Origin of the sequence: Streptococcus oralis (assembly GCF_026782235.1) — a bacterium.
In the GTDB taxonomy this organism is placed as follows: Bacteria; Bacillota; Bacilli; order Lactobacillales; family Streptococcaceae; genus Streptococcus; species Streptococcus oralis_CC.
This window is the reverse complement of record NZ_JAKUWE010000002.1, coordinates 286619-313321: the sequence shown is the minus strand read 5'-3', so window position 1 is coordinate 313321 and position 26703 is coordinate 286619. Positions and strand designations below refer to the sequence as shown.

Genomic DNA, 26703 nt, shown 5'->3' with positions numbered 1-26703 from the left:
AAACGGATAGGCAGGACCTACCCGTTCTCAATGTTTATCTTGTTTTTGTTGGTTTCAACTTGTAGACAAGTTGAATTGAACTCGGGTTAAAGTTAATTAGCCGAGTTGAACTCAAGCTAAAAGTCTGGAGAAAAAGATGAATCTCATTGGTTGCAATCGCAACCTACTTCGATTCCCTATTTTCTCTGGGACTTTCTTAACGCTTTCGTATCCTATCTTACCAACGGAAGTGTGCGAAGGCACGGTTAGCTTCAGCCATACGGTGAGTGTCTTCACGTTTCTTAACTGCTGCACCTGTGTTGTTCGCAGCATCCAAGATTTCTTTTGCAAGACGGTCTTGCATTGTGTGTTCACCACGAAGGCGAGCGATGGTTACCAACCAACGAAGTCCAAGTGTTGTACGACGTTCTGGACGAACTTCAACTGGGACTTGGTAGTTAGATCCACCAACACGACGTGCACGTACTTCAAGTACAGGCATGATGTTTTCCATAGCTGTTTCAAATACTTCAAGTGCATCGTTACCAGTAGCTTCTTTGATTTGCTCAAAAGCACCGTAAACGATTGAAGCAGCTGTACCACGTTTACCGTCAAGCATAACGCGGTTGATAAGACGAGTAACTAGTTGTGAATTGTAAAGCGGATCTGGCAATACATCACGTTTTGGAGCTCTATTTTTACGACTCATTTCTCTTTATCCCCTTTCCTTATGCTTTTGGACGTTTAGTACCGTATTTAGAACGGCCTTGTTTACGATCGTTAACACCTGCAGTATCAAGTGCACCACGGACGATATGGTAACGTACCCCCGGAAGGTCTTTTACACGTCCACCACGAAGAAGCACCACGCTGTGCTCTTGCAAGTTGTGTCCGATACCTGGGATGTAGGCAGTAACTTCGATAAGGTTGCTCAAACGTACACGAGCGAATTTACGAAGGGCAGAGTTAGGTTTTTTAGGTGTCATTGTTCCAACACGAGTTGCAACACCACGTTTTTGTGGTGAAGAAACGTTTGTTTGAACTTTTTTATGACTGTTGTAACCAACGTTCAAAGCTGGTGATTTAGATTTTTCTACTTTTGATTTACGCGGTTTGCGAACCAATTGGTTAATTGTAGGCATCTACATTCTCCTGTGTTTTTTTATTTTTGGTGATGATACACTTGGTGACAGCTACCATCTGTGTGTACTTTTGCAACATTTGTCAGCACGTCCCTGTACACTTTTGAGAGACCAAAAGTAAAAAGTACCGTCTATTATTGTAACACAATTTTTCTTTCCTTGTCAATATTTTTTTCGTTTTTATTCTGATCTTTTAACTCTTTGACACTAGCTTTCACCGCTTTTCTAAACCAGAAAAGGAGGCTATTCCCCTCCTCCTTTCTAGTATGAATTTCCTTCGATTCAAGTTATCATTTCGGAATTTTTTAACCCTTCTTATCAAAGCCAACCAGATTCTTTTGCAATGTTGGCTGCCTCTGTTCGATTACCAGCATCTAGTTTCGAAAGAATATTGGTGACATAGTTTCGGACGGTTCCATTTGATAGATAAAGCTGATCTGCGATCTCTTGGTTAGACAAACCCTGAGCAATTCCCTTTAAGACAGCGATTTCTTGCTCTGTTAACGGATTGGGGTGCGTCATCACCACTTCCATCAATTCAGGCGAATATTCCTTGCGTCCTTCGAGAACAGTGTGCAAGGTTTGCATGAGGTCTGCAATGCTTCTTTCTTTCAAGACATAAGCATCCACTCCAGCCTTGACCGCACGTTCAAAATATCCGGGGCGCTTGAAGGTCGTCACCACAACCACCTTTGTTTCTGGCTTTTCTGCTCGTATCCACTCCAAGACTTCGAGGCCTGTCTTAACAGGCATTTCTACGTCAAGAATGGCGATATCCACAGACTCTTTTTCTAAAAGTTGGATTGCTTCTTGGCCATCCTTGGCTTGTAGGACAGAATCTACATCTGCTTGAAAGGTAAGCAACTGGCACATAGCATCTCGCAACATACTTTGATCTTCTGCAACAAGTAATTTCATCTTAGTTTCTCTCCTTATAAGGTAGCCGAACCTGCACTTCAGTCGGCTGTTTCTGACTGATTACCTTTACTTCTCCTGAAAAAGGAAGGACACGATCTCGAACGGTATGGAGTTCATCCCCTTTTAGAGAAGCAAAGCCACAGCCATCATCTCTCACTGTTAGAATGAGTTCCTTCTCAGTTCGTTCTAATTTTAAGTAGGCTTTGGATGCTTTGGCATGTTTGATGATGTTGGTCACTAATTCAAGTAAAATCATGGAGGCCGTTGATTCTAATTCCTGAGTTAGGCTAGCTGTATCTAGTTGGTGATTGATTTCTGTTTCAATTCCTGCAATTTCCAGCATTTTTTTAACAGTCGTAAATTCAGAAGCAAGGGTTCTGGTTTTAAGATTTTCGATAATTGTACGAACTTCATTCATGGATTCTTTACTGATCTGATGAATTTCTTTTAATTCTTTTTCCACTTGAGGATAGGCCTGCATTTGGAGAAGCTGGAGAGCAAGGTCCGTCTTCACACTCAGCATGGCAAAAGTATGGCCTAGACTGTCATGAAGATCCTGGCCGATACGACTGCGTTCATTTTCAGCCAAAAAAAGATTGAGCTTGGCATTTTGTTTCATCTTTTCTTCTTTTATGTCCTCCGACAATCGAATTCGATAAAGACCAAAGGTCATTGCATCGGAAAAGATAAAGGTCACCAAGAAAAAGAGTAGCTGCCAGGGACTAACATGATTGACCATATAGATTCCGGTCAGAATAAATGGTTGCAGGACAATAAAACTGACAAAACGCCAAGAGTGAAAAGAAATCTCATCCAGCTCATAAATAAGGAGATTGGATAAATAAAAGATAAACCATGTGAAACCTGAACTTAGCCAAACAGATGTATAAAAAATGTAGACAAGCATGGACCACCATGCTAGCCACTGCACGGTGCGATTCTGACTGATTAAAACCGAATAGAAGGCAAGTACAAATAGTAGGGTCCATAGCAAGGTTAAAAGCGGGTAATCTCCAACGATGACACCCGCTATAGGAAAGATGATAAACACTATTGAAATATGAAACATATAATGAATGTTTTTAAATTTTTCCAACATAGATTTATTTTACCTCAATCCGTTTTTTCAGTTGAATGACCAAGACACCAAAGAAAACTGTATAACCTAGTACAACCAAGGCAGAAAGAATACTAAATTCATGGTGTTCCAAATAAGTAGAGACGACCTGCATCAGTTGATAGGTTGGAGTCAGCTTTCCAATAGATTGGAGCCATTCTGGGAAGGAATCCAAGGGGAACCACAGTCCACCTAGGACAGCCAAAGCAATATAGGCAATATTTCCAACAACCGTCATCAGTTGAGCACTGGGTAGCAAGCTCACCAAGACACCCATACTGATAAAGACCACGCTTCCGACCAGTAACATAACTCCAATCACCAACCAATCAAGCCAAGGCAGAGTCACTCCACGGACAAAATGACCAACCGAAAAGACAACAATAATTGATAACAAGAAAGTCAGTAGGGTACTGAACAGTTTTGATACATAATATTCTACCATAGATACGGGAGAATGTTGAATCAATTTTTGCCAGTTGTTTGTCTTATCAGACTCGAGTGTGCTAGGGATACTGAAAAAAGCACTTGACATGATACTAAAGAGCGTCATGGCAAAGAGATAGGCTTGAAGAGCAATTTCTGGAATGTCTGATCCTGACATCATACCAGAGAAAATAAGGTAAAACACACTTGGAAGTCCGATGGATAGCAAGTAGTAGATGGCTTGCCGTTTCATCAGAATGATTTCTACTTTCATGAGACTTGTCATATTTTTCATCGTCAATCTCCTTTAATCTTGAGTCGTTTCAAAAATACTGTCTAAGAGAGTTCGATTGCGAACTTCAATTTCTTCGATCATGCAGCCCTGTTCTTGCAAGACTTTCCATACCTGGCTGGCTTCTTTGGTTGTGAAGGAAAGAGCATTTTGCTTGATTTCAAGCTCTTGAACCTGGTCCAAAGTACTGATAACTTCCTGATAAGTTAGTGGTACCGTAAAATGTTTTTCTTGTTCTTCACCACGCATAGCATAAGGCGTCGTATCGCGAATCAATTCTCCCTTATGGAGCACCAAAATGCGGTCAGCCGTATGTTCTACCTCTTCGATATAGTGAGAAGAATAGACAATGGTCACGCCATTTTTCTTTAACTGATTGACAATTTCCCAAAAATGCTGACGTGTCGAGGTATCCATGGCAGCAGTTGGTTCGTCTAAAAATAGAATTTTCGGACGACCTATTAGTGCCAACACAAAAGAGAACAAACGTTTTTGCCCACCAGATAGCTTGCCCGCGAGCTGATTTTTCTGCTTGTCCGAGAATCTCAGCAAATCATCAATTTCTTGATTTGAGAGACTGTTTGGATAGATTGATTGAAAGAAGGATAAGAGTTCTTTCACTTTCAAGTCTTGAACCACCGTATTTTCTTGAGGTAAGATAGAAATAAGCTGCTTTAATCGAGGGTCTGTTGGCGCAAAACCTTGAATGACGACCTGACCCGAGCTCATGAACTTGTCTCCCAAGAGGCAATCAATCAAGGTTGTTTTTCCTGCTCCGTTAGGCCCAATCAAGGCGACACATTCACCATCGTTGATTTCAAAGGAGATGTTCCGCAAGATCTCCTTGTCTTTTATTTTCTTACTCAATTTCTCAACTTTAATCATAGTCATGAGATTCTCCTTTCAACCACTTCATTCCCATAGGGAAAACGACGAAAATCATAAATCCAAAACCCCAAGCACCACGAATAAATTGGCGAAGCAAGGTTTGGTCAAACCAACCAGTACACATTTCCACTAACCATACTAAGAGTGACAGGCCGATAAAGAGATAGATGATTGTTTTTTTCATTCCTCAAACTCCTTTTTCACATCTCTGACTAATTTCAAACCTTCTCTGACAAGCCAAGACATCATTCCAAAGCCAGCAAAGAGCTCCCAAGGAAAATGATAGAAACCCTCGTCCAATCCTGAAAACATGAGATAGGTCATAACTCCTGCTGCTACCAAACTCACTGCTACAATCATTTTATTTTTCATTTCTTCTTCCTCCATTTCATACTTCAATTATAGACTTTTGAAGTTGGCGGAGCTAGATGCTTCTGTCACTAGGAAATATGACAAATGTCATAAAAAAAGAAAGTTGCAAAATCAACTTTCTTTTTAATCGATTAAATTTTTATTCCACACTGAAAAGATATGGATATACAGGTTGTTGACCTTGGTGAATCTCTACTTCAACATCTTCAAATTCTTCTGCGATTTCTTGGGCAATTTCATTGGCAAGTTCTTCGCTTCCATCTTCGCCGACATAGAAAGTCACGATTTCACTATCTTCGTCCAACATATGTTTCAAGGTTTCTGTCAAGGTTTGGTGCATGTCAGGATTTGACACAAGGATTTTTCCATCGACCATACCAAGATTGTCATTTTCATGAATTGCTAATCCATCAATCGTTGTGTCGCGAACGGCTGTTGTTACACTACCGCTGATAACATCACCAAGGGCTGCAGTCATGCGTTCTTTGTTTTCTTCGATTGATTTGCTTGGATCAAAAGCAAGAAGACTCGTTAACCCTTGAGGAATTGTACGCGCTTCTACCACAACAGCAGGTTGTTCAAGCACTTCAGCTGCAGACTGAGCTGCCATAAAGATATTTTTGTTGTTTGGCAAGAAGATAATGTTGCGAGCATTGACCTGTTCAACAGCCTTGATAAAGTCTTCTGTTGAAGGGTTCATCGTCTGCCCACCTTCGATAACATAATCCACACCTTGGGCACGGAAGATATCTGCTAAACCTTGACCAGCTACTACTGCGATAAGGGCATACTCTTTTGTTTCAGCAGGCTTATTTCCTTGAGTTGCTTCTTTTTCAACTTGCGCTTCGTGTTGGTTACGCATGTTGTCCACTTTTACTTTGATCAAGCTACCATATTTGAGACCTTCTTGCATGACAAGACCTGGATCTTCTGTATGGACGTGAACTTTGACGATTTCATCATCATTGACAACAAGGAGCGAGTCACCGAGTTCATTCAAGTAGTTACGGAATTCATCGTAGTCAAAGTCCTTAGAATAAGTTGGACCTTGTTTGAGAGCTACCATGATCTCCGTACAGTAACCGAAGGTAATATCCTCAGTTGCCACATGACCTGCTACAGACTTGTGGTGCTCTGCATTGATCATTTCACTCATGTTGGCAGGAGTCGCTACAAAGTCTTCAGAAGCACTGTATTCACCAGTAAGAGCTGAAAGGAATCCTTCGTAGATGAAGACCAAACCTTGACCACCTGAGTCTACCACACCAACTTCCTTTAGAACTGGAAGCATTTCTGGTGTCTTAGCCAAAGCTGCTTTCGCACCTTCCAAGGCTGCACGCATGACCTCAACAGCATCATCTGTCTCCTCGGCTTTTTTCTTAGCTCCAATAGCCGCTCCACGAGAAACAGTTAAAATGGTTCCTTCAACTGGTTTCATAACCGCTTTATAAGCTACCTCGACACCAGATTGGAAGGCAAGAGCCAAGTCTTGACCTGTTAATTCATCCTTTTCCTTGATAGCTTGGGAGAAGCCACGGAAGAGCTGAGAAGTGATAACCCCTGAGTTCCCACGCGCACCCATCAAGAGCCCTTTGGCAAGAATGCTCGCTACTTCTCCAACTGTAGAAGCAGGCTTGTCTGCTACTTCTTTCGCACCATTTTCAATGGTCATTCCCATGTTTGTCCCAGTATCTCCATCTGGAACTGGAAAGACGTTCAATGAATTGACATATTCTGCTTGCTTATTCAAACGAGTTGATGCAGCCTGCACCATCTCTTGGAATAAACTGGTAGTAATTTTTGACACGATTATTCTCCTACAACTTTGATATTTTGAATGTAGACATTCACAGTCTGAGCAGTAATTCCTAGTTGATTTTCTAGACTAAAGCGAACACGCTCTTGAATGTTTTTTGACACTTCGCTTATCTTTATTCCGTAGCTCAACACGGTATAAACATCAACTGCGATGCTACCATCTTCGGCTGCCTTCACGACAACACCCTTAGAATAATTTTCCTTACCAAGGAGGGCTTGGAAATTGTCTTTGAGGGCATTTTTACTAGCCATACCGACCACTCCAAAAATCTCAGTTGCGGCACCACCTACTACGGTTGCAATCACTTCATCTGTCAGTTCGATTTGACCATCTTTTGTATTAATTTTTACAGTCATTTTTTTTACCTCAACTAGTTGATACTCTATTTTATCATATTTCAGCCCAAGTGTAAAAGCAGAATGCTGTATCGGCGGATATTTACTCTATTTTTCAAATGGTTTTATCTCTAGAGCAAAAGAAAAAGACCTAAGCGGTCTTTTCATTTTTATTAAACGCGTTCAACTTTACCTGATTTCAAAGCACGAGCTGAAGCCCAAACTTTTTTAGGTTTACCATCGATAAGAACAGTAACTTTTTGAAGGTTTGGTTTTACGGCACGTTTTGTTTGGTTCATCGCGTGTGAACGGTTGTTTCCTGATACAGTCTTACGACCTGTAAAGTAACATACTTTAGCCATTGTGTTTTCCTCCCATTAGATCTAATATAGCGGATGTGCTAGCACCACATACCGTACTATGTTATCACACTTTCTCTATTTTGGCAAGGAAATTAGGAGACTTTTTTTATTTAACGTAAACAACTCCAAGTTTACCAAAAGCAACTTCCCCACGAATAATCAAGGTTTTGTTTGTTGGGGCTACAGGAGCATCTGCCTTAGCTGCACCAAAGGATGTTTCTACTTTCAAGTCTACACGCCAGTGTTGTGGGACATATACTGTTGCATTTCCGAAAGCCACTTCAATATTTAAAGTCGCAAAATCACCTAACATCTCTGCATTGTCATAGTAGATTTTAGCATCCCCAAACGCGACTTCCACTTGGTCGTCTACAATATCTTGATCTTGCTTATAGAAAGTCCCGCTTCCAAATACGACTTCCTTATCCGTAATGACTGTTTTTTCTCCATTGTACCACCACTTCTTTTCATGCCAGAACTTACTTGAATGTGTCAGATAACCAACACCGAGTACCACCAAGATGCTAGCCCAGATGAGAGAATGATTTGTAACTGGTAACAAGTCATAAGCGTAATTTGCAATGATGAGCGCTAGTAACCCTGTAAAAACTGCCGAAGTGAGATGGCGTCTAAGGATGGACTCAATGGACTTATAAGCAAAAAAAACAATTCCTAGCAAAGGCCATATCTTACCATCCAAAGAAGGAATGCCAAAATTTCCTTGCAGCAAGATCCAAGCTGCTAAAACCAATAAAACAATACCAAATGCTTTCTTTTTCATGTTTTTTACCTCATGTTTCTTAGATTTTCTTTTAGGAGGGATTGGTAATGCCGTGAGACATGAACCTCCTTGTGCGTCTGATAAAAGGAAATGGTCCCCGTTCCTGAAAAGGACTTGTCCACTGAGTAAATCTGACGGATGTTTGCGATCGTTGACTTGGACACTCGACTAAAATAACGAGGCAAGATGGACTCCAACTCATAGAGTTTGAGGCGAACCTCATAGGCTTCCTTCTGGGTATGAGCGTAAATCTTGCTCCCTTCTGTTTCAAAGAAGAGAATTTCTGACAGGTCTAGATAATATTCACCTGTCCCCTTGTAAAAAGTCAACCTCGGAGCCTTTGACTCTTGCAAGAGCCGTTGCAAGTCTGCAATTTCATCTGTCAAAGTGGGGGTCTTGATGACAATTTCAGTCTCCTCTAAATTGTCGTCAATCTCAATTCGTAACTTCATCACATCTCCTTTCTGACTCTACTATATCAAAGCTAAGATAGGAATACAAGGGCAAAAAAGCAAGTGGTCTATATGAAGCAGTAAGTGGTTGTAGGACCAGCCTAACTTACATGTCAGAATAGGTAGAAAAGGAACCCCCACAACAGACCGCAAATATAGCCAACCAAGACGTCCTTTGGATAATGCACACCACCTAAAACCCTCACCAAGCCCAGCAAAGCTGAAAAGAGCAGGCATGCTAAGCCAACAGGTAGACTAGCATGCAGACTGGCCATGGAGATGATGGTTGCCGAAAAAACATGGCGACTGGGCATCGACTGTCCCGAACTATCCTTGTCAAGCAGAGGACTGATGTCCCAAGTTTCATAAGGTCGCGGGTGGTTGATTTTCTTACGAAACAGGGACAAGATCACAAAGCCCGAGGCAGGGATAAGCACATAAACCCCAACTTGCTGACCCAGTCCTAGTTTCAGGTAAGTGGTGACTAGCAAAATCAGATAGACCAAGGGCATGGCGACTGTCATCAAGCGATTAAAACTGCGTAACAGAAATAGAAGGGTGGGATGGCTGGTGAGCCTGGAGCTGATATTTCGATACCATTCTTGATAATTTTTCATTTATGCTTCTTATTCATTACCTTGTTTTCGTCTACAGGTGAGACGTTTGTCTTCTAGTATAGTGCAGAAAAAGAAGGCCGTCAAGCCTTCTTTTAATTTATTCTTCTGCTTCGTCTTCCGTAAATTGACTATTGTACAAGTCAGCGTAGAAGCCACCTTGCGCCATTAGTTCCTCATGATTGCCTTGCTCGATGATATTGCCATCTTTCATGACAAGAATCAAATCTGCATTACGAATAGTTGACAAGCGATGGGCGATGACAAAGGAAGTTCTACCCTCCATCAAACGGTCCATGGCTTTTTGTATCAATTCCTCTGTACGTGTGTCTACCGAGGATGTCGCTTCATCCAAAATCAAGAGCGGTGCATCCTTGAGAAGCGCACGAGCAATGGTCAAGAGCTGTTTTTGTCCAACAGACAAGGTTACGGTATCATCCAAAATAGTATCGTAACCATCTGGCAAAGTCATGATAAAGTGGTGAATTCCCACAGCCTTGCTGGCTTCCATCATCCGCTCATCGCTGATGCCCGTTTGATTGTAGATGAGATTTTCTCGAATGGTTCCTTCAAAGAGCCAAGTATCTTGCAAGACCATTGAAAAGGCATCATGTACTTCTGAGCGCTTCATATCCTTGGTATCGACACCATCGATACGGATACTTCCCTTATCTATATCATAAAACTTCATCAAAAGATTGACAATGGTTGTCTTACCAGCCCCAGTCGGTCCAACGATTGCGACCTTTTGACCTGCATGAGCTATCGCAGAAAAGTCATGGATGATGGTACGTTCTGGTGTATAGCCAAAGGACACATGATCAAAGACTACTTCCCCTTTCATGCCAGTCAATTGTCTTTCCTTATGGGATTCATCCTGCATCTCAGCTTCACTTAGAAATTCAAAGACACGTCCCATGGCTGCACTCGCTTGTTGTAAGCTCGTAATCCCTTGGGCAATCTGTGACAGGGGTTGGGAGAAGGTCCGTACGTAAACCATAAATGCTACAATAACCCCGATAGTGATATGCCCTTCTAACGCCAGCGCGGCACCAACGATGATGACCAAAACATAGCTAAAATTCCCAACAAAGAACATGGCTGGCATCATGATACCAGAGATAAACTGAGATTTCCAGATACTGTCGTGCAAGTTTTGGTTTAAACCTGCAAATTTCGCTTTGGAGGTGTCCACCGCGTTGTAGCTCGTTACAACATTGTGTCCCGAATACATTTCTTCTACATAACCATTGACAGCCGCCAAGTTGTTTTGCTGAGCTCTAAAGTACCCTTGTGACTTGGCCATGATTACGGAAACCGCCGCAAAACCAACAAGGGTTGATACAACGGTTACCAATGCCAAAATCCAGTTCATCCCAAACATGGTCACCAAGACAGCAATCAACAAGAAGCTAGCTGAGAGTACTGTTCCGAGACTTTGGTTGAGAGATTGCGCTGCTGTATCCACATCATTGGTCACGCGCGAAAGGGTATCTCCTTGTGAATGACGGTCAAAATAGCCAAGTGGCAAACGATTGATTTTTTCAGCGATTGCTGTCCGCAAGCGTTTTGAAAAATGCTGAATGCTCGTTGAAAAGATATAGGCCTGTGTATAGTTAAGGATGGCGCCAAATACATAGAGAATCACTAAAAAGCTAGCAATACTTGACACAGCCTCTAAATCAATTCCTGTCATCAAGCCATCTGAAATCAAGTTAGTAATTTCTTTAATCTTAGTTGGACCATAAACGGTAATGATACTTGAAATGACTGCAGCCACAACTGCTATTAGGAGAGGGAGTTGGAGGCCTGCCATATAAGGCTTGCACTGTTTCCAGACCGAAACTTTTTTATTTTCCATGTTCCAATTCCTCCTTCGATAGTTGTGAGTAGGCAATTTCTTGGTAGACTTCGTTGGTAGCTAGAAGTTCCTTGTGGGTGCCTTGTCCCACGACTTTTCCTTGATCCAAGACTAAGATCAGGTCAGCATCCATAATGGTAGAAATCCGCTGCGCTACGATAAGTTTGGTCATGGATTTTGTTTTCTCAGCTAGCTCTTGGCGCAGGACACGATCTGTCTTGTAGTCCAAGGCTGAGAAAGAGTCATCAAAGATGAGAATCTCTGGTTTACGAGCCAAGGCACGCGCAATGGCCAAACGCTGTCTTTGACCTCCTGAGAAGTTGGTTCCGCCTTGAGCCACTTCTGATGCAAGTCCTGCTTCCTTATCCTCGATAAAGGTTTTAGACTGGGCCAATTCTAGAGCTTGCCACATAGCAGCTTCGCTTAGAGGAGTTTCTTTGCTCTTACCAAAGTTCAAGTTCCCCTTGACATCTCCAGAGAAAAGCACAGCTTTTTGTGGAATATAGCCGACCTTATTGCGCAAATCTTCCAAATCGTAATCTTGCACATTGACACCATCCACTAGGATTTCTCCATCTGAAACGTCGTAAAAACGAGGCAAGAGGTTGACAAGCGTAGATTTACCAGAACCAGTCGATCCGATGAAGGCCACGGTTTGACCCGCTTCTACTTTGAAAGTGACATGTTCCACGACTGCTTCAGAGTTTTTAGAGTAGCGGAAAGTCACATCACGAAATTCCACTTGCCCTTGAACTGAAGGGTCCGCTGTCTGTGCATGACTAGGATTTTCAATAGAAGAATGCAAATCCAATACTTGATTGATACGTCCTGCCGAAACTAAGGTACGGGGAAGAACGATAAAAAGTGCTCCCATGAGCAAGAAGCCCATCACGACCTGCATGGCATAAGACATGAAGACCACCATATCACTAAAGAGTGGTAGACGGTCTGTCAAATTTGCGTCATTGATGATATAGGCTCCAATCCAGTAGATAGCTAGACTCAAGCCACTCGAAATCGCCATCATAATAGGATTTATAATCGCCATCAAACGGGTGACAAAGAGATTGAGACGGGTGACTTCAGTATTAGCTTCCTCAAATTTCTGTTCTTGGTAGTCTTCAGCATTATAAGCACGCACCACTCGAATCCCTGTCAAACTTTCACGAGTAATACTATTGAGTTTATCTGTCAATTTTTGGATGACAGATTGTTTTGGAAAGGCCAGAGTCAGGAGAACAGTTGTCATCAAAACATTGACGATAACAGCGATTACTACTGCCCAGAGCCAGTACTCAGACTTCCCAAGGATTTTTCCAATAGCCCAGATAGCCATGATTGGTCCACGAGTGACCACCTGGAGTCCCATGGTAAAAAGCATCTGAACCTGTGTGATATCATTAGTCGTCCGAGTCAAGAGACTTGGGATTGAAAAGCGTTTGATCTCTGTCTGCGAGAAATCTAGAACACGATTAAAAATATCGCTTCGTAAATGAGTTGTGTAAGACGCTGCAACGCGAGCGGCAAAAAATCCAACAGTAACGGATGACAGAAAAGCAAGTAGAGACAAGCCTATCATCTTAATGGCTGGTGACCAAAGTGCACCCATATCCGTACCTGGAATTCCAAGTAGTTCTGTAATTTCTGAAATGTAAGTCGGTACTTCTAACTCTAGATAGACCGAGAAACAGGTAAAGAGGACAGTCAAGAGAATCATTCCCCACTCTTTTCCTGTGATACGTTTAGTGAGTTTCTTCATTCTTACCTCCCATTTTATCTACATTAGCCTGTAGTCGACCCATGACTTCTTCAAAAACAGCTAGTTTTTCCTCAGAAATTCCATCAAGTAGACTACGGTCAATTCGATCAAAGAAAGACTTGATTGGCTTCATCTGAGAGCGTGATTTGCCCGTCAATCGAACGTACTTAGCTCTCTTGTCATTTGGACTCACTTCCAATTCCACCAAACCATTTTGCACCATACGCTTCACTAGATTACTGGCGACTGACTTGGTGATATTGAGTTCCTGCTCAATATCCTTGATTAACACCGCCTGTTCAGACTCCTCACGATAGTCTAAAAATCGTATGACTTGGCCCTGCGGTCCGCCCATAAATTCAATACCACAACGTTTAGCTTCCTGTTGCACCATAAGGTGAACCTGATGCCCAAAACGTTTAAAAGCTAACATCGGCTTATCCATGATTGCTCCTTTTTACACATAAATAGTTCTCACGAGAACCAATAAGTTTTCATGAGAACTATTTTATCACTTTCAGAAGAGATGTCAAGAAAAAAGTTTCCTAGAGAACTATTTTAGTCTAAATTGACATTGGAGAATATTTTCTCTATAATAAGCACTAGCTACCGTGGATAGGAATCCATTCACTTGATGAAGGGAGAAAACGTTCAAATGAAACCAGAAGAACAAAAAGTTTTAGGGATTTTAGCAACCATTTTTGGAGCCATCGCACTTTTAGGATCTTGGATCCCGTTTATTAACTATCTATCGTTTTTCATCGCTATTGTCGCTTTGATCTTAGGTATTATCGGACTTATTGCCAATCTCAAAAAACGGAAAACAATGGCCATTATCGGAACATCCTTGTCAATTGCTTCTATTATACTCTTCCTTACGACCCAAATGTTGTATGCTAATGTCTACAAAGAGTTTGTCAGAGAGTTTAACCGTTCCTATAGAGAAGCTAGCTCCTCAATGGAACGCGACTTGACAGATGATACCATTGATTCACTCCCTGAAGAGGAGGAAGAAGACGATACCTTCACTTGGACCCAAGAACAGTTCGACGCTTTAATCGAAGGTGACCTTGATAACAAAGGAAAAGGTGGTACCAATTACAAGGATATTATCAAAAAACACGGACTGCCAGACTCCGAGTTTGATTCCACTATTGGTGACAAGATCAAGACTGTTACCTTAACTTTTGCAAAACAGGACAATGGACAGCTCTTACTAATTCATAAAATAGCTGTAGGCCTAGGAGAAAGCCAGCAGCAAAGAGATTCTGGAACCAGAATCTAATCTCAAATATAAAAAAGCGAACAGACTTACTAGCTGTTCGCTTTTTTATTAGAATCCATCGACGTTCGTATAAATCTTTTGGACGTCCTCATCATCTTCAAGAACGCTGTAAAGTTTTTCAAAAATTTCAAGGTCTTCACCTGACAACTCAACTTCTGACTGAGGAATCATTTCCAATTCTGTCACTTGGAATTCTTCGATGCCAGACTCACGAAGGGCAATGATAGCCTTATGAAGGTCTGTTGGAGCTGTGTAAACAGTGATTGTTCCTTCTTCTGCTTCTACATCATCTACATCAATATCTGCTTCAAGCAACAATTCAAAGATAGCATCCGCATCATCACCAGCAAATACGATAACACCCTTGTTGTCAAAGAGGTAAGAAACAGAACCTGAAGCACCCATGTTTCCGCCGTTTTTACCAAAAGCTGCACGGACATTAGCTGCGGTACGGTTGACGTTAGAAGTCAAAGTATCCACAATCAACATAGAGCCATTTGGTCCAAATCCTTCGTAACGTCCTTCTGTAAAGGTTTCATCTGTGTTTCCTTTTGCCTTATCGATAGCCTTATCAATAACGTGTTTTGGCACTTGCGCTTGTTTAGCACGATCGATAACGAATTTCAAAGCAGTGTTTGATTCTGGATCTGGTTCCCCTTTTTTAGCTGCTACATAGATTTCTACACCAAATTTTGCATATACTTTAGAGTTAGCTCCATCTTTAGCTGTTTTCTTGGCTACGATATTGGCCCATTTACGTCCCATTAGGAATCTCCTTTTTTCACATTTTAATCTTTCTTATTATAACACAAGTCTAGCTGATTTTCACTAGAGGAAATGGATTTTCTTTTGCAAAGCAAGCTAGGCTTTCCCTCCGACTGCCACGATTTTCTTGCCTTCTTTTATCCAAGGGTGTCGGGAAAGGGAGAAGTAAAGTTGGACAGTCATCACAACCCAGAGTAGCGGTTCACAGAGAATAACACCTGTATAGCCTGTCCAAGGAATAATCCAAGCTACGAAAATAATTTTCCCAAACAATTCTATAAAGCTAGATATAAGTGGCAAAAGTTTTTGGCCTAGTCCCTGCAAGCTATTTCTATAAATCAATAAAAGGCTTAAAAATGGATAGAATACCGAACTGATACGTAAGTACAAGGTCCCGTTTTCTACCAAATAGCTGTCTGTCGAACTCGCCAAGAAAGAGACTAGGCTAGGACTGGCAAAAAATAGGAAAATACAGGCAAAGGCTGCCCAAGACATACTCAAATAGCTCCCCAAACGAAGGCCTTGGACAATACGTTCGGGACGTTTCGCCCCAAAGTTTTGAGAGATAAAAGTCGTCATCGATGCTGAAATAGCCGTCATTGGCAGCAAGGCAAAGGCCATGATTCGCCGTGCTGCCGTTTGAGCACTGATAATGACTGCACCAAAACTATTGACAGAGGATTGCAAAATGACACTTCCGATAGAGACGATTGACCCCATCAGACCCATGGCTAACCCCTGCTCCAAGAGATCAACATAGAGAGCCTTATTCCATTTGAAATGTTTGAGACCCGGAAGAAGCTCTGGAACACTCTTACGAATATAAAAATAACAGAAAATAGCTGACAGACCTTGCGAGATAATAGTCGCAAGACCAGCAGACTGAACACCCAGATGCAGTTGCGTAATAAGATACAAATCCAGAATGACATTAACGATAGCTGAAAAAATCAGGAAAGCAAGCGCTGCAAGGCTATCACCGATTGAGCGCAGTAAGCCTGCAAAAAGATTGTAAGCAAAACTAACCCCTACACAGGTAACAATCATGGAGATGTACTCGTAGGATTGAGGAAGGATTTCTACAGGTGTCTCTAAATATTGCAAGAGTGGATAAAGACCAAAGAAGCCCATCAGCATGACAAGAGCACTCAGGATGGCACCCAGAATCCAAGTTGCCGCAACAGCTTCTTTAATCTTAGCAAAATTACGAGCACCGTAAAGGCGAGCGATGACAACTCCCATCCCATTTCCAACTCCGAGGGCAAAGCCGATAATCAGATCAAAAATAGCCGTCGTTGCTCCTACTGCTGCTAGGGATTCTTGTCCAAGGAACCGCCCTACAATCAAGACGTCAGCTGTATTATACAGTTGTTGGAAGATATTGGACAACAGAATTGGAAGGGCAAAACTCAAAAGTGAGGGGAGAATGGAGCCATGAATCAGGTCCACTGTTCGTTTTTTATTCATAAAGATATTATATCAGCTTTCCAGAGGACCGACAAGATTCTTTAACGAATCCTGAAATCAATTGCTTACAGAGAGACAATTTGCTATAATCAAGAAAAGGAGGTCATTTATGAGTTTGACCAGTCAATTAATAACCGATGTGTTTCCAGATCTTGATAAAGTTGAAAAGCTAAATAACGAAGCTTTCCCCGAGGAAGAACGGGTCCCTCTTTCTGAGTTTTTGCGCTATCAGGACCGTGATGACGCCCACTTTTTTGCTTTTTATAACGAAGAAGAATTTGTTGGCTTTGCTTTTGCCATCTCCAACCAAAAGGCCTTCTATATTAGCTTTTTTGCCATCATGCCTCACTTAAGAAGTCACGGGTATGGGAAGGAAATTATCGACAAACTAACTGATTTTTACCAGCGGACCATGTTGCTTGAAGTGGAGCGATTGGATGAAGAATGCGATAACTTAGAACAAAGAAAAGCTCGTATGAGCTTCTATCAACAAAATGGCTTTAAAACAGCTAACGCTTTTCTAGAGTATGATGGCTTGAGTTTTGAAATTCTCTACCGCGGTGACCATTTCGACGAGGAAGCCTATCGCGACATCTTCCAAAAATTACAAGATGAACATTATTTTGACTTTCACATCAAATACAGGCGCTTTAGTGATCATTAGTTGTTTCAAGGAAGAGAAATCCAATGAACTTTCTCACAATAAAACGCATAATATCAAGGTTATGAACACCTGATATTATGCGTTTTTATGATGGCTCTATAATATTTGTAGTGGGTAAATCCCCCAATAATTGACTCATGGTCTTAAGAACTTAAGCTAAATACAACCATTCTTTCACTCAATCCCCATCTTCGCTGCTTTCTCTGCATGGATAACTGTTGTGTCATAAAGAGGAAGAGCTATATCAGATTGCTTTACTAGAAGACCAATCTCTGTACAGCCTAGGATAACGGCTTCTGCACCAGCATTTTTTAAATCGTCTATAACGGTAAGATATGTCTGTTTTGAACTTTCTCTGATATCTCCCAGACAGAGTTCATCATAGATAATCCGATTGACGTCCGCAATGCCTGCTTGGTCTGGAATCAGCACTTCTAGCCCAGATTCTAGTAATTTCTCCTTGTAAAAGTCTTGGGTCATGGTATACTTAGTCCCCAAGAGTCCAACCTTTCGAATACCATCATCTACCAGGGCTTGAGCAGTTGCTTGCGCAATGTGCAAAATTGGAATTGCAATTTTCTTCTGAATCTGCGGCGCAACCTTGTGCATGGTATTGGTACAGATGACGATAAAGTCCGCACCCGCCTGCTCTAAGCGCTGGGCAATGTCCGCCAGCACCTGCGCACTCTTGTCCCAGTCTCCAACAGCCTGATAATGCTCAATCTCTGCAAAATCCACACTGTAAAGCAGGATTTTAGCAGAATGCAGACCGCCTAGTTCCCTTTTGATAGTTTCGTTGATAATTTGGTAGTAAGAAGTGGTGCTTTCCCAACTCATACCCCCGATTAAACCGATTGTTTTCATCGTCTAATTAAACTCCTCCTTGTTAATGATTGCCAATGAATTGTACAATATGCTACTGTGAGATCTGTTTCCGACGGCAATCGCAAACAACACTTCCGTGATAGTCGTCTCTTTACATCCTTCCACAAAGGGATCACTAATAATTTAGTTCATAACAGTCTTAATTTATATGACTAAATCCAGATTTTTAGCTTATCACTCTATCATCAAATTTTGGCTAATTTATATAGTTTATATTCATAGTGATAGGTGGAATAAGTTAACAAAAAACCAGTTGTATTATACTGTAAGAAAAAATGTGGTAGTTATTCAAATGGGCTGTCCTCATTATACTACTAAAATCCCTTACTTACAATATATTATTCCCAACCTAAAATATCTGATTGCCAAATTCTCAACTTGTTCATTCTATTCTTTAAACAAAACTAGGAGAACTGAGCATACTGCTCTGCAAGTTTGCCTTATTTTGAAATATCATAAAGATTATGGCGGCGAAAAACTACTAAATAAAGTAAGAAAATAATCCATAAAATTGGAAGCCCCCAATTCACCAGAGAAAGACCAGCTGTAAACGGCATAGTCTTAAACAGAATAAATAAGATAAGGAGTAAAACAACTAACACAATGAAAGAGGGGGCGTTTCCAACTGTAACAGAGACATTGTCATTTTCTTTGATATCTAGAAGTAATGTCTGACTTGTAAATCCCAGAATGTCTTTAATATAAAGAGAATGTTTTCCTGCCGATAGTTCAATTTGCTTATCTACAATTGCAGTAACTTTGCCTTGATTGACATCGTCCACTATCAGATAAAGCAAGCCTCTGTCATTGACAAAACTTAATTTTCTATGAAGTTGCAAAACAGCCATAATAAATACCTCCTAACGACCAATATTATATATGTTTTAAAAATTGAATATAGGCAGATGCGCTTCTCTCAATTTCTTACTTTGTTGAAACCGGGTGTCCTCTCTGAACCATAAAAAGCAAAGAGATCACGATAATTTCAGCGACAATAAAAATTTAAATAAAATCTTAAAAGGAACTAATCCCTGCTCAAGAGTATAATAATATTTCCCATCAGGTTGATAATCCTTTTCCTGAATCCCAGCAGATACTGCTAATGCTATTTTTCTCCTCTGTAATTTATCTCCTCCATTTTTACCATAAGACCAACCATAAATTAATACATTATCTATCCACTTTTTAGCAATGACGGACTAGAAAAATTAAATATAGAAAATTGAAAAACTAAGTTTTGATGAGATTCAACTAATTACTATTCTCTTTTTTTATTTATAGTACCTTCTGGGCATTCTTTATATAATTCATGAAATTATATATTCTTCTAGATATTTCCCCAATTCCTCAATCCAACGTTTATTAATGGTTGAATGTCCCATATCTGAGTGTGTCACTATGATTAATGTTTTCATCTATATTTTTCTCCCTATTTATTAGGTACTGAATTATCAAATTAGGTACACAAATTCCTCATAGATACTTCATAAGATATTATTCAATTTAGACATTTCTGAGCTCTATGATTTAGTTTTTCTTCCTATTTTTTGAATTAAGAAATCATCAATCTTTATCCGGTGTTGTGATTTCATTTGTCAATTACTTCACCATCAGAGCCGTTAGCAGCTATAATTATCCTACTTTAACAGCTAGTTGTTTTGAGGAAATAAAAATAGCAAATCTGTTAGTGTGGCAAGACAATTTCTATCATTTTAACCAATATTCTCTATTCCCTATTTCAAATACTTATCGGTGTTTTATTGGTTTTTACGAATGGTATGATAAATTAGTGAAGTAGGATAATTTTACTTACTACAGAAATTATGAAACTATTTTTAGATACTCTTTAGGACTCTATCTCAGATTACCCAAAGGAATAGAATTTCCCGATTCATGCATTGCTCTATTCGGTTCGAAGAGCTTCAACAGGATTCTTGCGAGCGGCAATCTTGGAAGGAATATAGCCGGCAAAGAATGTCAAAATAATGCTAAGAGCCACTAATACAGCTGCATTCTCAGGAGAGAGGTTAGCTGTGAAACCTTTGATATTCAACGAATCAACTACCAATTGGTTAATAGGAATAGTCAGAAGTGTTGCTATTCCGATACCTAATACCCCAGAGCTCAAACCCAACAGCCCTGCTTCAGCATTAAAGATGCGCGAAATATCTTTCTTACGGCTTCCCAGAGCTCGCAAAATTCCGATTTCTTTCGTTCTCTCTACAACAGAAACATAGATTAAAATTCCAATCATAATGGAAGAAACTAACAGTGAGATGCCTGAAAAGGCAGTTAGAATAAAGGTTACAGAACCAATAATATCAGTAAAAGCTTCTGATACTGTTTTTGCCATATCCATATAGGAGACAGAATAGCGTTCATAATCATTGCTGTTTTTGCCATATTTTTTGGCTACATCTTCATTAAAGGTGTGTATAGTTTGCAGGATCTTCTTTCGATCTTCAAAAGACTTGGCATAAAAACTTAAACTTGTTGGTGTGTTGTCACCTCCTAGTTGTTGCATCATTGTTTGGTAGCTTTCTTCTGACAGAACCTCGCCACTGATGTCCAAGACACTACGGGTCTGGCTTTTTTCCTGCGCTTGAACAATAGCTGAACTTTTTTCTACCTCCAATAATTGATTGAGAAAAGTTTGACTATAGCCAATCGTTCCATTAAATGGGGTTGTGGTAGCATCCTTTAGTTGCATGATTTCTGTTATTCTCAGAGTTTGCCCTTCTTGATAAAGGCTGTCTGTCACTTCATTAGGAATAAAGCGCTCTCCAATTTGTCGGAAATATTGGTCATTTGTAAGAACATGGATTTCTTTACCAAGAAGTTCTTCTATCTTTACTTTATTTTTTCCCTTATAACCTAACATAGCAAGTTGTTGTTCGCTTAAACTACCATCTGAATCTAAAAATAGAATAGCTTGATTAGCAGTTGGATACTTAAATATCTTATCTTCGCTAGCAACTAATCGGTACTTATCCGTAATGGTGGTTTCATCTGTTGGAAGAACTGCAAAGTTGGTAGTAGTTGCCATCAAAGTTCGTACCACATTATCTTGAATCTGATGGATCTGACCATCTGTATCCTTGACAAAAGCCTTAAGAGTATAACCAGTATTGAAATTTAGACTTTTGTAGTAAGATTTAGCATGCTTTTTCATATATGAGATGAAATCGCCGTCTTTTCCCCCTAGAGCATCTTCAGTGTAACGATTCTGATGTGTTTTCCCTTGCTCAGCTACCTTGATTTCTTTGATTGGTTTTTCAGTTTTTTCTGCTAATCGATCGGATAAGGTTCGAATTCCTCCTGAGTCTGCTGCTGATATAGTTATGGGCATAGTGGAAAGGGTGTCTTCCTGCATACTTTTAATATAGCCATTCATCCCAGATGAAATCGCTAAAACAGAAGCAATACCTATAATTCCAATACTTGCTGCAAAAATCGTTAAAATACTCCGAACTTTCTTAGTCAGTAAATTTTTAAAACTAGAGCTAATTGCCCGAGCAAAAGACATAGAAGTTTTGCCCAGCTTGTAACCCTTATTGGAATCAATTTGAGGATTTGGGGCTGTATCTTCGATAATCTTTCCATCTGATAATCGGACAATTCGACTACTACATTTTTCTGCCAACTCAGGATTATGAGTCACCATGATAACCAACTTACCCTGACTGATTTTCTTAATCAATTCCATAATTTGTATACTAGTGCTACTGTCTAGTGCGCCAGTAGGTTCATCAGCTAAAATAATTTTAGGATTGGTTACCAAGGCCCGAGCAATAGCCACTCGCTGCATCTGACCACCAGATAATTGATTGGGTTTCTTGTGAATATGCTGCTCCAGTCCAACATCTTTCAGAGCTGCAACAGCTCTTTCCTGACTTTCTTTATTGGATAAACCTGAGATAGATAGAGCTATTTTAACATTTTCTAATACTGACAAATGGCTGATGAGCTGGTAATTTTGAAAGATGAAACCAATGATCCCATTACGATAACTATCCCAATCTTTATCTTTGAAAGATTTCGTCGAAGTGCCATCTACAATCATATCTCCTTCATCATAACTATCTAAACCACCAATAATATTGAGGAGAGTTGTTTTGCCGCTGCCACTAGCGCCTAGGATAGAGACAAATTCATGTTCACCAAAACGGATGGATACATCATTCAGTACTCGGTTTTCTTCCTCACCACTATTGTAAATCTTTGTAATATGCTTTAATTCTAACATCAGCATCTCCTCTCTTCTTGCTCTCTACCTGACATACAGTCAAAATTCCAAGAAAAGTCTGTTTTTATAATTTTATTGACATTTATCAAATGCAGCTGGCGATCTGAGCTATGTCTTCCAAAAATTGTTGGCGTTTATCATCGGAAATCTTTTCGACACCTGCTAATTGAGTCAATTTAACCGGTGCAACAGCGCAAGTTTTCAAAATTTGATTTTTTAGGACTTTGCCATAATCCTGTGCAAAAGGTGTTACAAAAGAAGGTGTGTTATGAGTCGTGATGATCCAAGCAGATTTCCCTTGTAAATGCCCTTCAAGACCGACTTTTTTATAAGAATAAGCAAAACCTGCTACAAAGACACGGTCAATGAACCCTTTGAGTATGGCAGGCATACCACTCCACCAAAGAGGGAAAATAAAGATTAGATGATCTGCCCAAGTAACCAAATCACGGTATTCCTCCATTTCAACAACTTTGTCTAAGTCACGCCGTTTATGACTTTCATCAAATCGTAATATCGGGTCAAATTGCTCATTGTATAAATCTAAGGTTTTAACAGAATGTTTGCTCGAAATGTTAGCTTGAACCTGCTTGAGAATCGCTCCGTTAAAACTTTGATGGGTTGGGTGAGTATAGATGATTAAAATATTCATGATCGTTCTCCTTTGATATAAATATCAAGCATATGCTCAATAGTAGTTTGAATCGCTTTGTTATCAAAATCATAACCAATGGGACTGTTCGCCAGAACGGCAAGACCTGAAATGAAACTCCAAAAGTGAAACAATGTTTCAGCTTCACTATTGGTGAACTGTTCCTCTTTACGGAGCTTCAAAACAATACGCTTAAATTCTTCAAAACCTGGTAAATCTGAATCCAGCGAAATAGTATCCTGTGTGACCTTCATATATTTGAAAGGGAATTTAACAAAGAGAGCTTCAAAGAAATATGGATACTGTTTGGCAAAGGTGATGAAGTTAAATCCCATTTTAGCCAATTGATGACGAGCAGAAGCTTCCAAATCAATTTCCTGTTGCATTTCTTGATTGAGAAAAGTAGAGAGGCGTTTTAAAACCACTTTTAAATAATTTTCTTTGCTTTCAAAATGGCGATAAGGAGTTCCGTGGGTCACACCACAAAATTTAGCAATAGTTCTCAGCGAAAGTTGATCAATGCCATGTTTTTTGATCTCTTCCACTCCTGTCTGAATAAGTCTTTCTTTCAATTCTGCTGTGTTGCGTTTCATATCTCTCCTCCAAAAGTATACATCGTCTACATTTTCAGTATACACTGTCTACATTGTTTTGTCAATTCTAAGAGTATAATAAAATCCCTTTTTGTTGTAAAAGGAATAAAAAGAGATTAGGGATAGAGAAACCATCATAGTTTATGTATATTCATTCTACAGAGGTTTGCGCTTTTTAAAATATATCTATAATAAAATAGTCGCATCAGAAAGCCTGCCGTCCAGCCAAAAGGAGCGGCCATCCAAATGCCATTAAATCCTAGTGAGGTATGGGATAACAAGACGGCTAAAGGCACCTGAAGAATACAGAAAGTTGTGATAGAAGCAATCAAAGGAAGAAGAGATTTTCCATAACCTAATAATAAGCCATTTAACACCTGCATCGCTCCGAAAATCAGATAAAAGCTTGATACAATACGCAAATACTGTTGACCGATTTGAATGACGGCTGCATCATGATTAAAAATGGAAATGAATGCTGGAGCAAAAACAAAAATCATAACAGAAATGCAGATTGATAAACTGATTGAAAATAATAAGGTACTTCTACCACCCTTGCTAATGCGCTCTCTTTTCCCAGCCCCTTCATTTTGAGCTGTAAAATTCATCAATGCCTGTCCGAGATTAACAGCAGGCATTTCTGCAAAAGAGTCAACCTTAGACGCTGCTGTATAGGCTGCAATAGCGCTTGTTCCAAAACTGTTGACAAGAAACTGAATTACCAGAAAGCCAAAACTAATGAAAACCTGCTGCAGCATAGCAGGAAGCCCAATAGATAACGATGAACGCAATTCTTTGCTGCTCCATTTTAAATCGGATAAATGAGGAAATAAGTCTGGATATTTTTGCTTCATGTACAATAAACAGACAAAGAAAGAAAAGTACTGAGCGATGACAGTAGCACCGGCGGCACCAGCAACACCACAATGAAAGCCAGCAATAAAAACTACATCTAAAAATGCATTCAGACAAACCGAACTAATTAAAATATAAGTTGGTGTCTTAGAATCTCCAATCCCTCTCAAACAATTCGCTAAAGTATTGTATGCAAAAAGCGGCACCAAGCCTAAAAAGATAATTTTTAAATAAACATCCGCATCAGCTAATAAAGATTGAGGTACATTTAATTGTCTTAGAAATATGCTCGAATAGAAAATCCCCAAAATTGTTAAAATAAAAGCTAGAATACTCGTGAAAATCAAGTTCGTATCAAGAATATCTTTCATCTTTTGGAAACGTTTTGCTCCATAAAGCTGGGAGATAAGTACACTGGCTCCAATGGAGATTCCTGTTGAAAGGGCAACTGTTAAGGCTACTACTTGAGCACTAGCACCAACAGCTGCCAATCCTTTTGTCCCCACAAGATTTCCGACAATGGCAGTGTCTGTCACATTATATAATTGCTCAAATAAATTTCCTAAGAGGATGGGAACAGAAAAATAGAGTATAGTTTTTAATTCATTTCCTTTAGTTAAGTCCGTCATTTATTTTCTCCTTTTAATCTGCTATAATAAGATTAAAACCATACAATTCTTACAATATCATTATAAATAAAAAATTGGCTCTTATTATCCAAAAAATTGTCGGCAAGATAATTTTATAAGGAGAGAATATGTCTGTTAATTCATTTGAACATTATCCCATGACGTGGAAACCTAATAAGAAACTGTTAAAAGCCCCTCTGTACCTTACACTGGCAGAGTTGCTAGAGCAAGATATTGTCAGTGGCCGGCTGGCAGCTGAAACCAAATTGCCGCCACAGCGTGAGTTAGCAGACTTTTTAGATATTAATCTCAGCACTATTACACGAGCTTTTAAACTATGCGAACAAAAAGGAATCATTTATGCTGTTATTGGTAAGGGAACGTTTGTGTCGCCAAATAAAGCAACTCCTTTAGGGACGCTTGAAAAGAATCAGTCACTAATTCCACTCGGTAATCTGAGACCTTACTATCAACTGAACACTATTGCATCAGATACCGTTAGGCGATTGCTGCAGAGCCCTTCTATTGATAGACTCTTTCGCTTTGATACGGTTAATGATACCGACTGGCACACAAGAATTGCCCAGTATTGGCTGAAAAATTTTTCTCTCAGTACTTCTCAAGAGAATATCTTTCTAACCTCCGGCACTCAAAACGCACTTGTTTTGCTTTTTTTAACGGTATTTCAGGCTGGTGATAAGATTGCCACAGATACCTTTACCTATACCAATTTCATCTCCCTAGCCCGTCAGTTTCGGATTGAATTGATTCCCATCATATCTGATACTAAAGGCATTCTTCCTGAAGATTTGGAGAAAAAGTGCCAACAGCATCAGATTAAGGGAATTTATCTAGTGCCGACAAACAATAATCCAACTGGTGCTACCTTAACCGCACAGCGCCGAAAAACTTTAGCTGATATCATCATAAAACATCAGCTTTTGTTAATTGAAGATGATACCTATGCCTTTATCAATAAGCAACAGCTGCCTCCATTAGCCAGCCTGATTCCTGACTGTACCTTTTATATCCATGGGCTTTCAAAAGCGTTGTTTCCTGGCTTGCGGATCGCCTATATGGTCGTGCCTGACCGATTTATCAAAAAGATTTCACTTACAGCTAACAATATCAATACTCATATCTCTTTGTTAAATGCTGAAATTACCAGTGAACTCATTTCAAGTGGACAAGCCCAAGAAATTATCCAGCAAAAAAACCGATTGTCAGAAGAACGCAATCGTCTTTACCGTCAGTTCTTCCCTGAAGTTACTTCTGAGAATCCTTTTGCTTTATTTCAATGGCTGCCATTACCAAAGGAATGGAAAGGATATGAAGTTGAAACTCTTGCCCAGCAGCATGGTGTAGAAATTCTTTGTGCAGAACGTTTTTTTGTCGGCGGTGTCATAGAGCAGTCAGCCTTACGAGTATCCATCTGTTCGCCAGAAAATATGGAAGAGTTAGAAAGAGGACTAAATATCCTTACGAATTTATTAAGATGATAAGAAGTAAGAATTATATTAAAAATGATATTATTTTACTCTTAAG

Annotated in this window: 29 protein-coding genes; 3 read left to right on the top strand and 26 right to left on the bottom strand. The window is 40.0% G+C overall.

The window, feature by feature from the left end; all coding sequences use genetic code 11:
* Positions 1–217: 217 nt before the first annotated feature.
* The 17 genes from rpsG to MK396_RS01930 form a co-directional block, all read right to left on the bottom strand.
* Positions 218–688 carry a 30S ribosomal protein S7 gene (gene rpsG, locus MK396_RS02010; RefSeq protein WP_000087873.1) on the bottom strand — a complete coding sequence of 157 codons (471 nt, stop codon included), beginning with the start codon at positions 686–688 and terminating at the stop codon, positions 218–220.
* Positions 689–707: 19 nt separating this feature from the next.
* Positions 708–1121: a 30S ribosomal protein S12 gene (gene rpsL / locus MK396_RS02005; RefSeq protein ID WP_001142332.1), complete on the bottom strand. Its 414-nt coding sequence runs from the start codon at positions 1119–1121 to the stop codon at positions 708–710.
* A gap of 318 nt (positions 1122–1439) precedes the next feature.
* Positions 1440–2039, bottom strand: coding sequence for a response regulator transcription factor (locus MK396_RS02000; RefSeq protein WP_268716807.1), 600 nt, complete (start codon positions 2037–2039; stop codon positions 1440–1442).
* Between the two features lies 1 nt (position 2040).
* Positions 2041–3138 carry a sensor histidine kinase gene (locus MK396_RS01995; RefSeq protein WP_125423792.1) on the bottom strand — a complete coding sequence of 366 codons (1098 nt, stop codon included), beginning with the start codon at positions 3136–3138 and terminating at the stop codon, positions 2041–2043.
* A gap of 4 nt (positions 3139–3142) precedes the next feature.
* Positions 3143–3877: an ABC transporter permease gene (locus tag MK396_RS01990; protein WP_138099729.1), complete on the bottom strand. Its 735-nt coding sequence runs from the start codon at positions 3875–3877 to the stop codon at positions 3143–3145.
* A gap of 12 nt (positions 3878–3889) precedes the next feature.
* The gene (locus MK396_RS01985) at positions 3890–4765 is read right to left on the bottom strand and encodes an ABC transporter ATP-binding protein (RefSeq protein WP_268723501.1); all 876 of its coding nucleotides are present in this window, start codon (positions 4763–4765) and stop codon (positions 3890–3892) included.
* Positions 4752–4946 carry a hypothetical protein gene (locus MK396_RS01980; RefSeq protein ID WP_268723500.1) on the bottom strand — a complete coding sequence of 65 codons (195 nt, stop codon included), beginning with the start codon at positions 4944–4946 and terminating at the stop codon, positions 4752–4754. Before MK396_RS01980 ends, MK396_RS01985 begins: the two co-directional genes overlap by 14 nt.
* On the bottom strand, positions 4943–5149 hold the full coding sequence (locus MK396_RS01975; protein WP_000390701.1) for a hypothetical protein: 207 nt from the start codon (positions 5147–5149) through the stop codon (positions 4943–4945). The genes MK396_RS01980 and MK396_RS01975 overlap by 4 nt, the downstream gene beginning before the upstream one ends.
* A gap of 124 nt (positions 5150–5273) precedes the next feature.
* Positions 5274–6941: a DAK2 domain-containing protein gene (locus MK396_RS01970; RefSeq protein ID WP_084852724.1), complete on the bottom strand. Its 1668-nt coding sequence runs from the start codon at positions 6939–6941 to the stop codon at positions 5274–5276.
* Positions 6942–6943: 2 nt separating this feature from the next.
* On the bottom strand, positions 6944–7309 hold the full coding sequence (locus MK396_RS01965) for an Asp23/Gls24 family envelope stress response protein (protein ID WP_000216435.1): 366 nt from the start codon (positions 7307–7309) through the stop codon (positions 6944–6946).
* A 152-nt stretch (positions 7310–7461) separates the two neighbouring features.
* Entirely contained in the window at positions 7462–7650 is a 189-nt protein-coding gene (gene rpmB, locus MK396_RS01960) for a 50S ribosomal protein L28 (RefSeq protein WP_001140948.1), read from the bottom strand.
* A gap of 106 nt (positions 7651–7756) precedes the next feature.
* Positions 7757–8431 carry a LiaF transmembrane domain-containing protein gene (locus MK396_RS01955; RefSeq protein WP_268723499.1) on the bottom strand — a complete coding sequence of 225 codons (675 nt, stop codon included), beginning with the start codon at positions 8429–8431 and terminating at the stop codon, positions 7757–7759.
* A gap of 5 nt (positions 8432–8436) precedes the next feature.
* Entirely contained in the window at positions 8437–8883 is a 447-nt protein-coding gene (locus tag MK396_RS01950) for a LytTR family DNA-binding domain-containing protein (RefSeq protein ID WP_007518608.1), read from the bottom strand.
* 113 nt (positions 8884–8996) lie between these two features.
* Entirely contained in the window at positions 8997–9500 is a 504-nt protein-coding gene (locus tag MK396_RS01945; RefSeq protein WP_268723498.1) for a phosphatase PAP2 family protein, read from the bottom strand.
* A 97-nt stretch (positions 9501–9597) separates the two neighbouring features.
* Positions 9598–11358 (bottom strand): ABC transporter ATP-binding protein, encoded by a 1761-nt coding sequence (locus MK396_RS01940; RefSeq protein WP_268723497.1) that lies wholly within the window; start codon positions 11356–11358, stop codon positions 9598–9600.
* On the bottom strand, positions 11348–13117 hold the full coding sequence (locus MK396_RS01935; protein ID WP_268723496.1) for an ABC transporter ATP-binding protein: 1770 nt from the start codon (positions 13115–13117) through the stop codon (positions 11348–11350). Before MK396_RS01935 ends, MK396_RS01940 begins: the two co-directional genes overlap by 11 nt.
* Positions 13101–13562 carry a MarR family winged helix-turn-helix transcriptional regulator gene (locus MK396_RS01930; protein WP_268723495.1) on the bottom strand — a complete coding sequence of 154 codons (462 nt, stop codon included), beginning with the start codon at positions 13560–13562 and terminating at the stop codon, positions 13101–13103. The genes MK396_RS01935 and MK396_RS01930 overlap by 17 nt, the downstream gene beginning before the upstream one ends.
* Before the next feature lie 189 nt (positions 13563–13751).
* On the opposite strand from MK396_RS01930, the gene MK396_RS01925 reads away from it, so the two are divergent.
* The gene (locus MK396_RS01925; RefSeq protein WP_268723494.1) at positions 13752–14402 is read left to right on the top strand and encodes a DUF308 domain-containing protein; all 651 of its coding nucleotides are present in this window, start codon (positions 13752–13754) and stop codon (positions 14400–14402) included.
* 48 nt (positions 14403–14450) lie between these two features.
* Here MK396_RS01925 and MK396_RS01920 read toward each other — a convergent pair whose 3' ends face one another.
* Together MK396_RS01920 and MK396_RS01915 are read right to left on the bottom strand one after the other, a co-directional pair.
* Complete coding sequence (locus tag MK396_RS01920; RefSeq protein ID WP_268723493.1) at positions 14451–15167, bottom strand: YebC/PmpR family DNA-binding transcriptional regulator; 717 nt, start codon at positions 15165–15167, stop codon at positions 14451–14453.
* Between the two features lie 96 nt (positions 15168–15263).
* On the bottom strand, positions 15264–16634 hold the full coding sequence (locus tag MK396_RS01915) for an MATE family efflux transporter (RefSeq protein WP_268723492.1): 1371 nt from the start codon (positions 16632–16634) through the stop codon (positions 15264–15266).
* Between the two features lie 109 nt (positions 16635–16743).
* Between MK396_RS01915 and MK396_RS01910 the strand changes: the two genes are divergently transcribed.
* Positions 16744–17298: a GNAT family N-acetyltransferase gene (locus tag MK396_RS01910; RefSeq protein WP_000060287.1), complete on the top strand. Its 555-nt coding sequence runs from the start codon at positions 16744–16746 to the stop codon at positions 17296–17298.
* Positions 17299–17472: 174 nt separating this feature from the next.
* On the opposite strand, the gene MK396_RS01905 is transcribed toward MK396_RS01910, so the two are convergent.
* From MK396_RS01905 to MK396_RS01875, 7 genes are all read right to left on the bottom strand, one after another.
* A complete protein-coding gene (locus MK396_RS01905) occupies positions 17473–18162 on the bottom strand; it encodes an aspartate/glutamate racemase family protein (protein WP_007520719.1) in 690 nt (229 codons plus the stop codon).
* 461 nt (positions 18163–18623) lie between these two features.
* Positions 18624–19031, bottom strand: coding sequence for a hypothetical protein (locus MK396_RS01900; protein WP_061407315.1), 408 nt, complete (start codon positions 19029–19031; stop codon positions 18624–18626).
* Positions 19032–19157: 126 nt separating this feature from the next.
* The gene (locus tag MK396_RS01895) at positions 19158–19346 is read right to left on the bottom strand and encodes an NAD(P)H-dependent oxidoreductase (protein WP_231082677.1); all 189 of its coding nucleotides are present in this window, start codon (positions 19344–19346) and stop codon (positions 19158–19160) included.
* Positions 19347–20086: 740 nt separating this feature from the next.
* Positions 20087–22429, bottom strand: a complete 2343-nt coding sequence (locus MK396_RS01890) for an ATP-binding cassette domain-containing protein (protein WP_268723491.1) — start codon at positions 22427–22429, stop codon at positions 20087–20089.
* Between the two features lie 85 nt (positions 22430–22514).
* Entirely contained in the window at positions 22515–23081 is a 567-nt protein-coding gene (locus MK396_RS01885) for an NAD(P)H-dependent oxidoreductase (RefSeq protein ID WP_061407322.1), read from the bottom strand.
* Positions 23078–23674 carry a TetR/AcrR family transcriptional regulator gene (locus tag MK396_RS01880; RefSeq protein ID WP_268723490.1) on the bottom strand — a complete coding sequence of 199 codons (597 nt, stop codon included), beginning with the start codon at positions 23672–23674 and terminating at the stop codon, positions 23078–23080. The genes MK396_RS01885 and MK396_RS01880 overlap by 4 nt, the downstream gene beginning before the upstream one ends.
* A 134-nt stretch (positions 23675–23808) precedes the next feature.
* Complete coding sequence (locus tag MK396_RS01875; RefSeq protein WP_268723489.1) at positions 23809–25158, bottom strand: MATE family efflux transporter; 1350 nt, start codon at positions 25156–25158, stop codon at positions 23809–23811.
* A gap of 128 nt (positions 25159–25286) precedes the next feature.
* On the opposite strand from MK396_RS01875, the gene MK396_RS01870 reads away from it, so the two are divergent.
* On the top strand, positions 25287–26657 hold the full coding sequence (locus MK396_RS01870) for a PLP-dependent aminotransferase family protein (RefSeq protein ID WP_268723488.1): 1371 nt from the start codon (positions 25287–25289) through the stop codon (positions 26655–26657).
* Positions 26658–26703: the final 46 nt, after the last annotated feature.

Coding starts and splice junctions, on each gene's coding strand:
- rpsG (WP_000087873.1), bottom strand. CDS start 688: ATGAGTCGTAAAAATAGAGCTCCAAAACGTGATGTATTGCCAGATCCG.
- rpsL (WP_001142332.1), bottom strand. CDS start 1,121: ATGCCTACAATTAACCAATTGGTTCGCAAACCGCGTAAATCAAAAGTA.
- MK396_RS02000 (WP_268716807.1), bottom strand. CDS start 2,039: ATGAAATTACTTGTTGCAGAAGATCAAAGTATGTTGCGAGATGCTATG.
- MK396_RS01995 (WP_125423792.1), bottom strand. CDS start 3,138: ATGTTGGAAAAATTTAAAAACATTCATTATATGTTTCATATTTCAATA.
- MK396_RS01990 (WP_138099729.1), bottom strand. CDS start 3,877: ATGAAAAATATGACAAGTCTCATGAAAGTAGAAATCATTCTGATGAAA.
- MK396_RS01985 (WP_268723501.1), bottom strand. CDS start 4,765: ATGACTATGATTAAAGTTGAGAAATTGAGTAAGAAAATAAAAGACAAG.
- MK396_RS01980 (WP_268723500.1), bottom strand. CDS start 4,946: ATGAAAAAAACAATCATCTATCTCTTTATCGGCCTGTCACTCTTAGTA.
- MK396_RS01975 (WP_000390701.1), bottom strand. CDS start 5,149: ATGGAGGAAGAAGAAATGAAAAATAAAATGATTGTAGCAGTGAGTTTG.
- MK396_RS01965 (WP_000216435.1), bottom strand. CDS start 7,309: ATGACTGTAAAAATTAATACAAAAGATGGTCAAATCGAACTGACAGAT.
- rpmB (WP_001140948.1), bottom strand. CDS start 7,650: ATGGCTAAAGTATGTTACTTTACAGGTCGTAAGACTGTATCAGGAAAC.
- MK396_RS01955 (WP_268723499.1), bottom strand. CDS start 8,431: ATGAAAAAGAAAGCATTTGGTATTGTTTTATTGGTTTTAGCAGCTTGG.
- MK396_RS01950 (WP_007518608.1), bottom strand. CDS start 8,883: ATGAAGTTACGAATTGAGATTGACGACAATTTAGAGGAGACTGAAATT.
- MK396_RS01945 (WP_268723498.1), bottom strand. CDS start 9,500: ATGAAAAATTATCAAGAATGGTATCGAAATATCAGCTCCAGGCTCACC.
- MK396_RS01940 (WP_268723497.1), bottom strand. CDS start 11,358: ATGGAAAATAAAAAAGTTTCGGTCTGGAAACAGTGCAAGCCTTATATG.
- MK396_RS01935 (WP_268723496.1), bottom strand. CDS start 13,117: ATGAAGAAACTCACTAAACGTATCACAGGAAAAGAGTGGGGAATGATT.
- MK396_RS01930 (WP_268723495.1), bottom strand. CDS start 13,562: ATGGATAAGCCGATGTTAGCTTTTAAACGTTTTGGGCATCAGGTTCAC.
- MK396_RS01925 (WP_268723494.1), top strand. CDS start 13,752: ATGAAGGGAGAAAACGTTCAAATGAAACCAGAAGAACAAAAAGTTTTA.
- MK396_RS01920 (WP_268723493.1), bottom strand. CDS start 15,167: ATGGGACGTAAATGGGCCAATATCGTAGCCAAGAAAACAGCTAAAGAT.
- MK396_RS01915 (WP_268723492.1), bottom strand. CDS start 16,634: ATGAATAAAAAACGAACAGTGGACCTGATTCATGGCTCCATTCTCCCC.
- MK396_RS01910 (WP_000060287.1), top strand. CDS start 16,744: ATGAGTTTGACCAGTCAATTAATAACCGATGTGTTTCCAGATCTTGAT.
- MK396_RS01905 (WP_007520719.1), bottom strand. CDS start 18,162: ATGAAAACAATCGGTTTAATCGGGGGTATGAGTTGGGAAAGCACCACT.
- MK396_RS01900 (WP_061407315.1), bottom strand. CDS start 19,031: ATGGCTGTTTTGCAACTTCATAGAAAATTAAGTTTTGTCAATGACAGA.
- MK396_RS01890 (WP_268723491.1), bottom strand. CDS start 22,429: ATGTTAGAATTAAAGCATATTACAAAGATTTACAATAGTGGTGAGGAA.
- MK396_RS01885 (WP_061407322.1), bottom strand. CDS start 23,081: ATGAATATTTTAATCATCTATACTCACCCAACCCATCAAAGTTTTAAC.
- MK396_RS01880 (WP_268723490.1), bottom strand. CDS start 23,674: ATGAAACGCAACACAGCAGAATTGAAAGAAAGACTTATTCAGACAGGA.
- MK396_RS01875 (WP_268723489.1), bottom strand. CDS start 25,158: ATGACGGACTTAACTAAAGGAAATGAATTAAAAACTATACTCTATTTT.
- MK396_RS01870 (WP_268723488.1), top strand. CDS start 25,287: ATGTCTGTTAATTCATTTGAACATTATCCCATGACGTGGAAACCTAAT.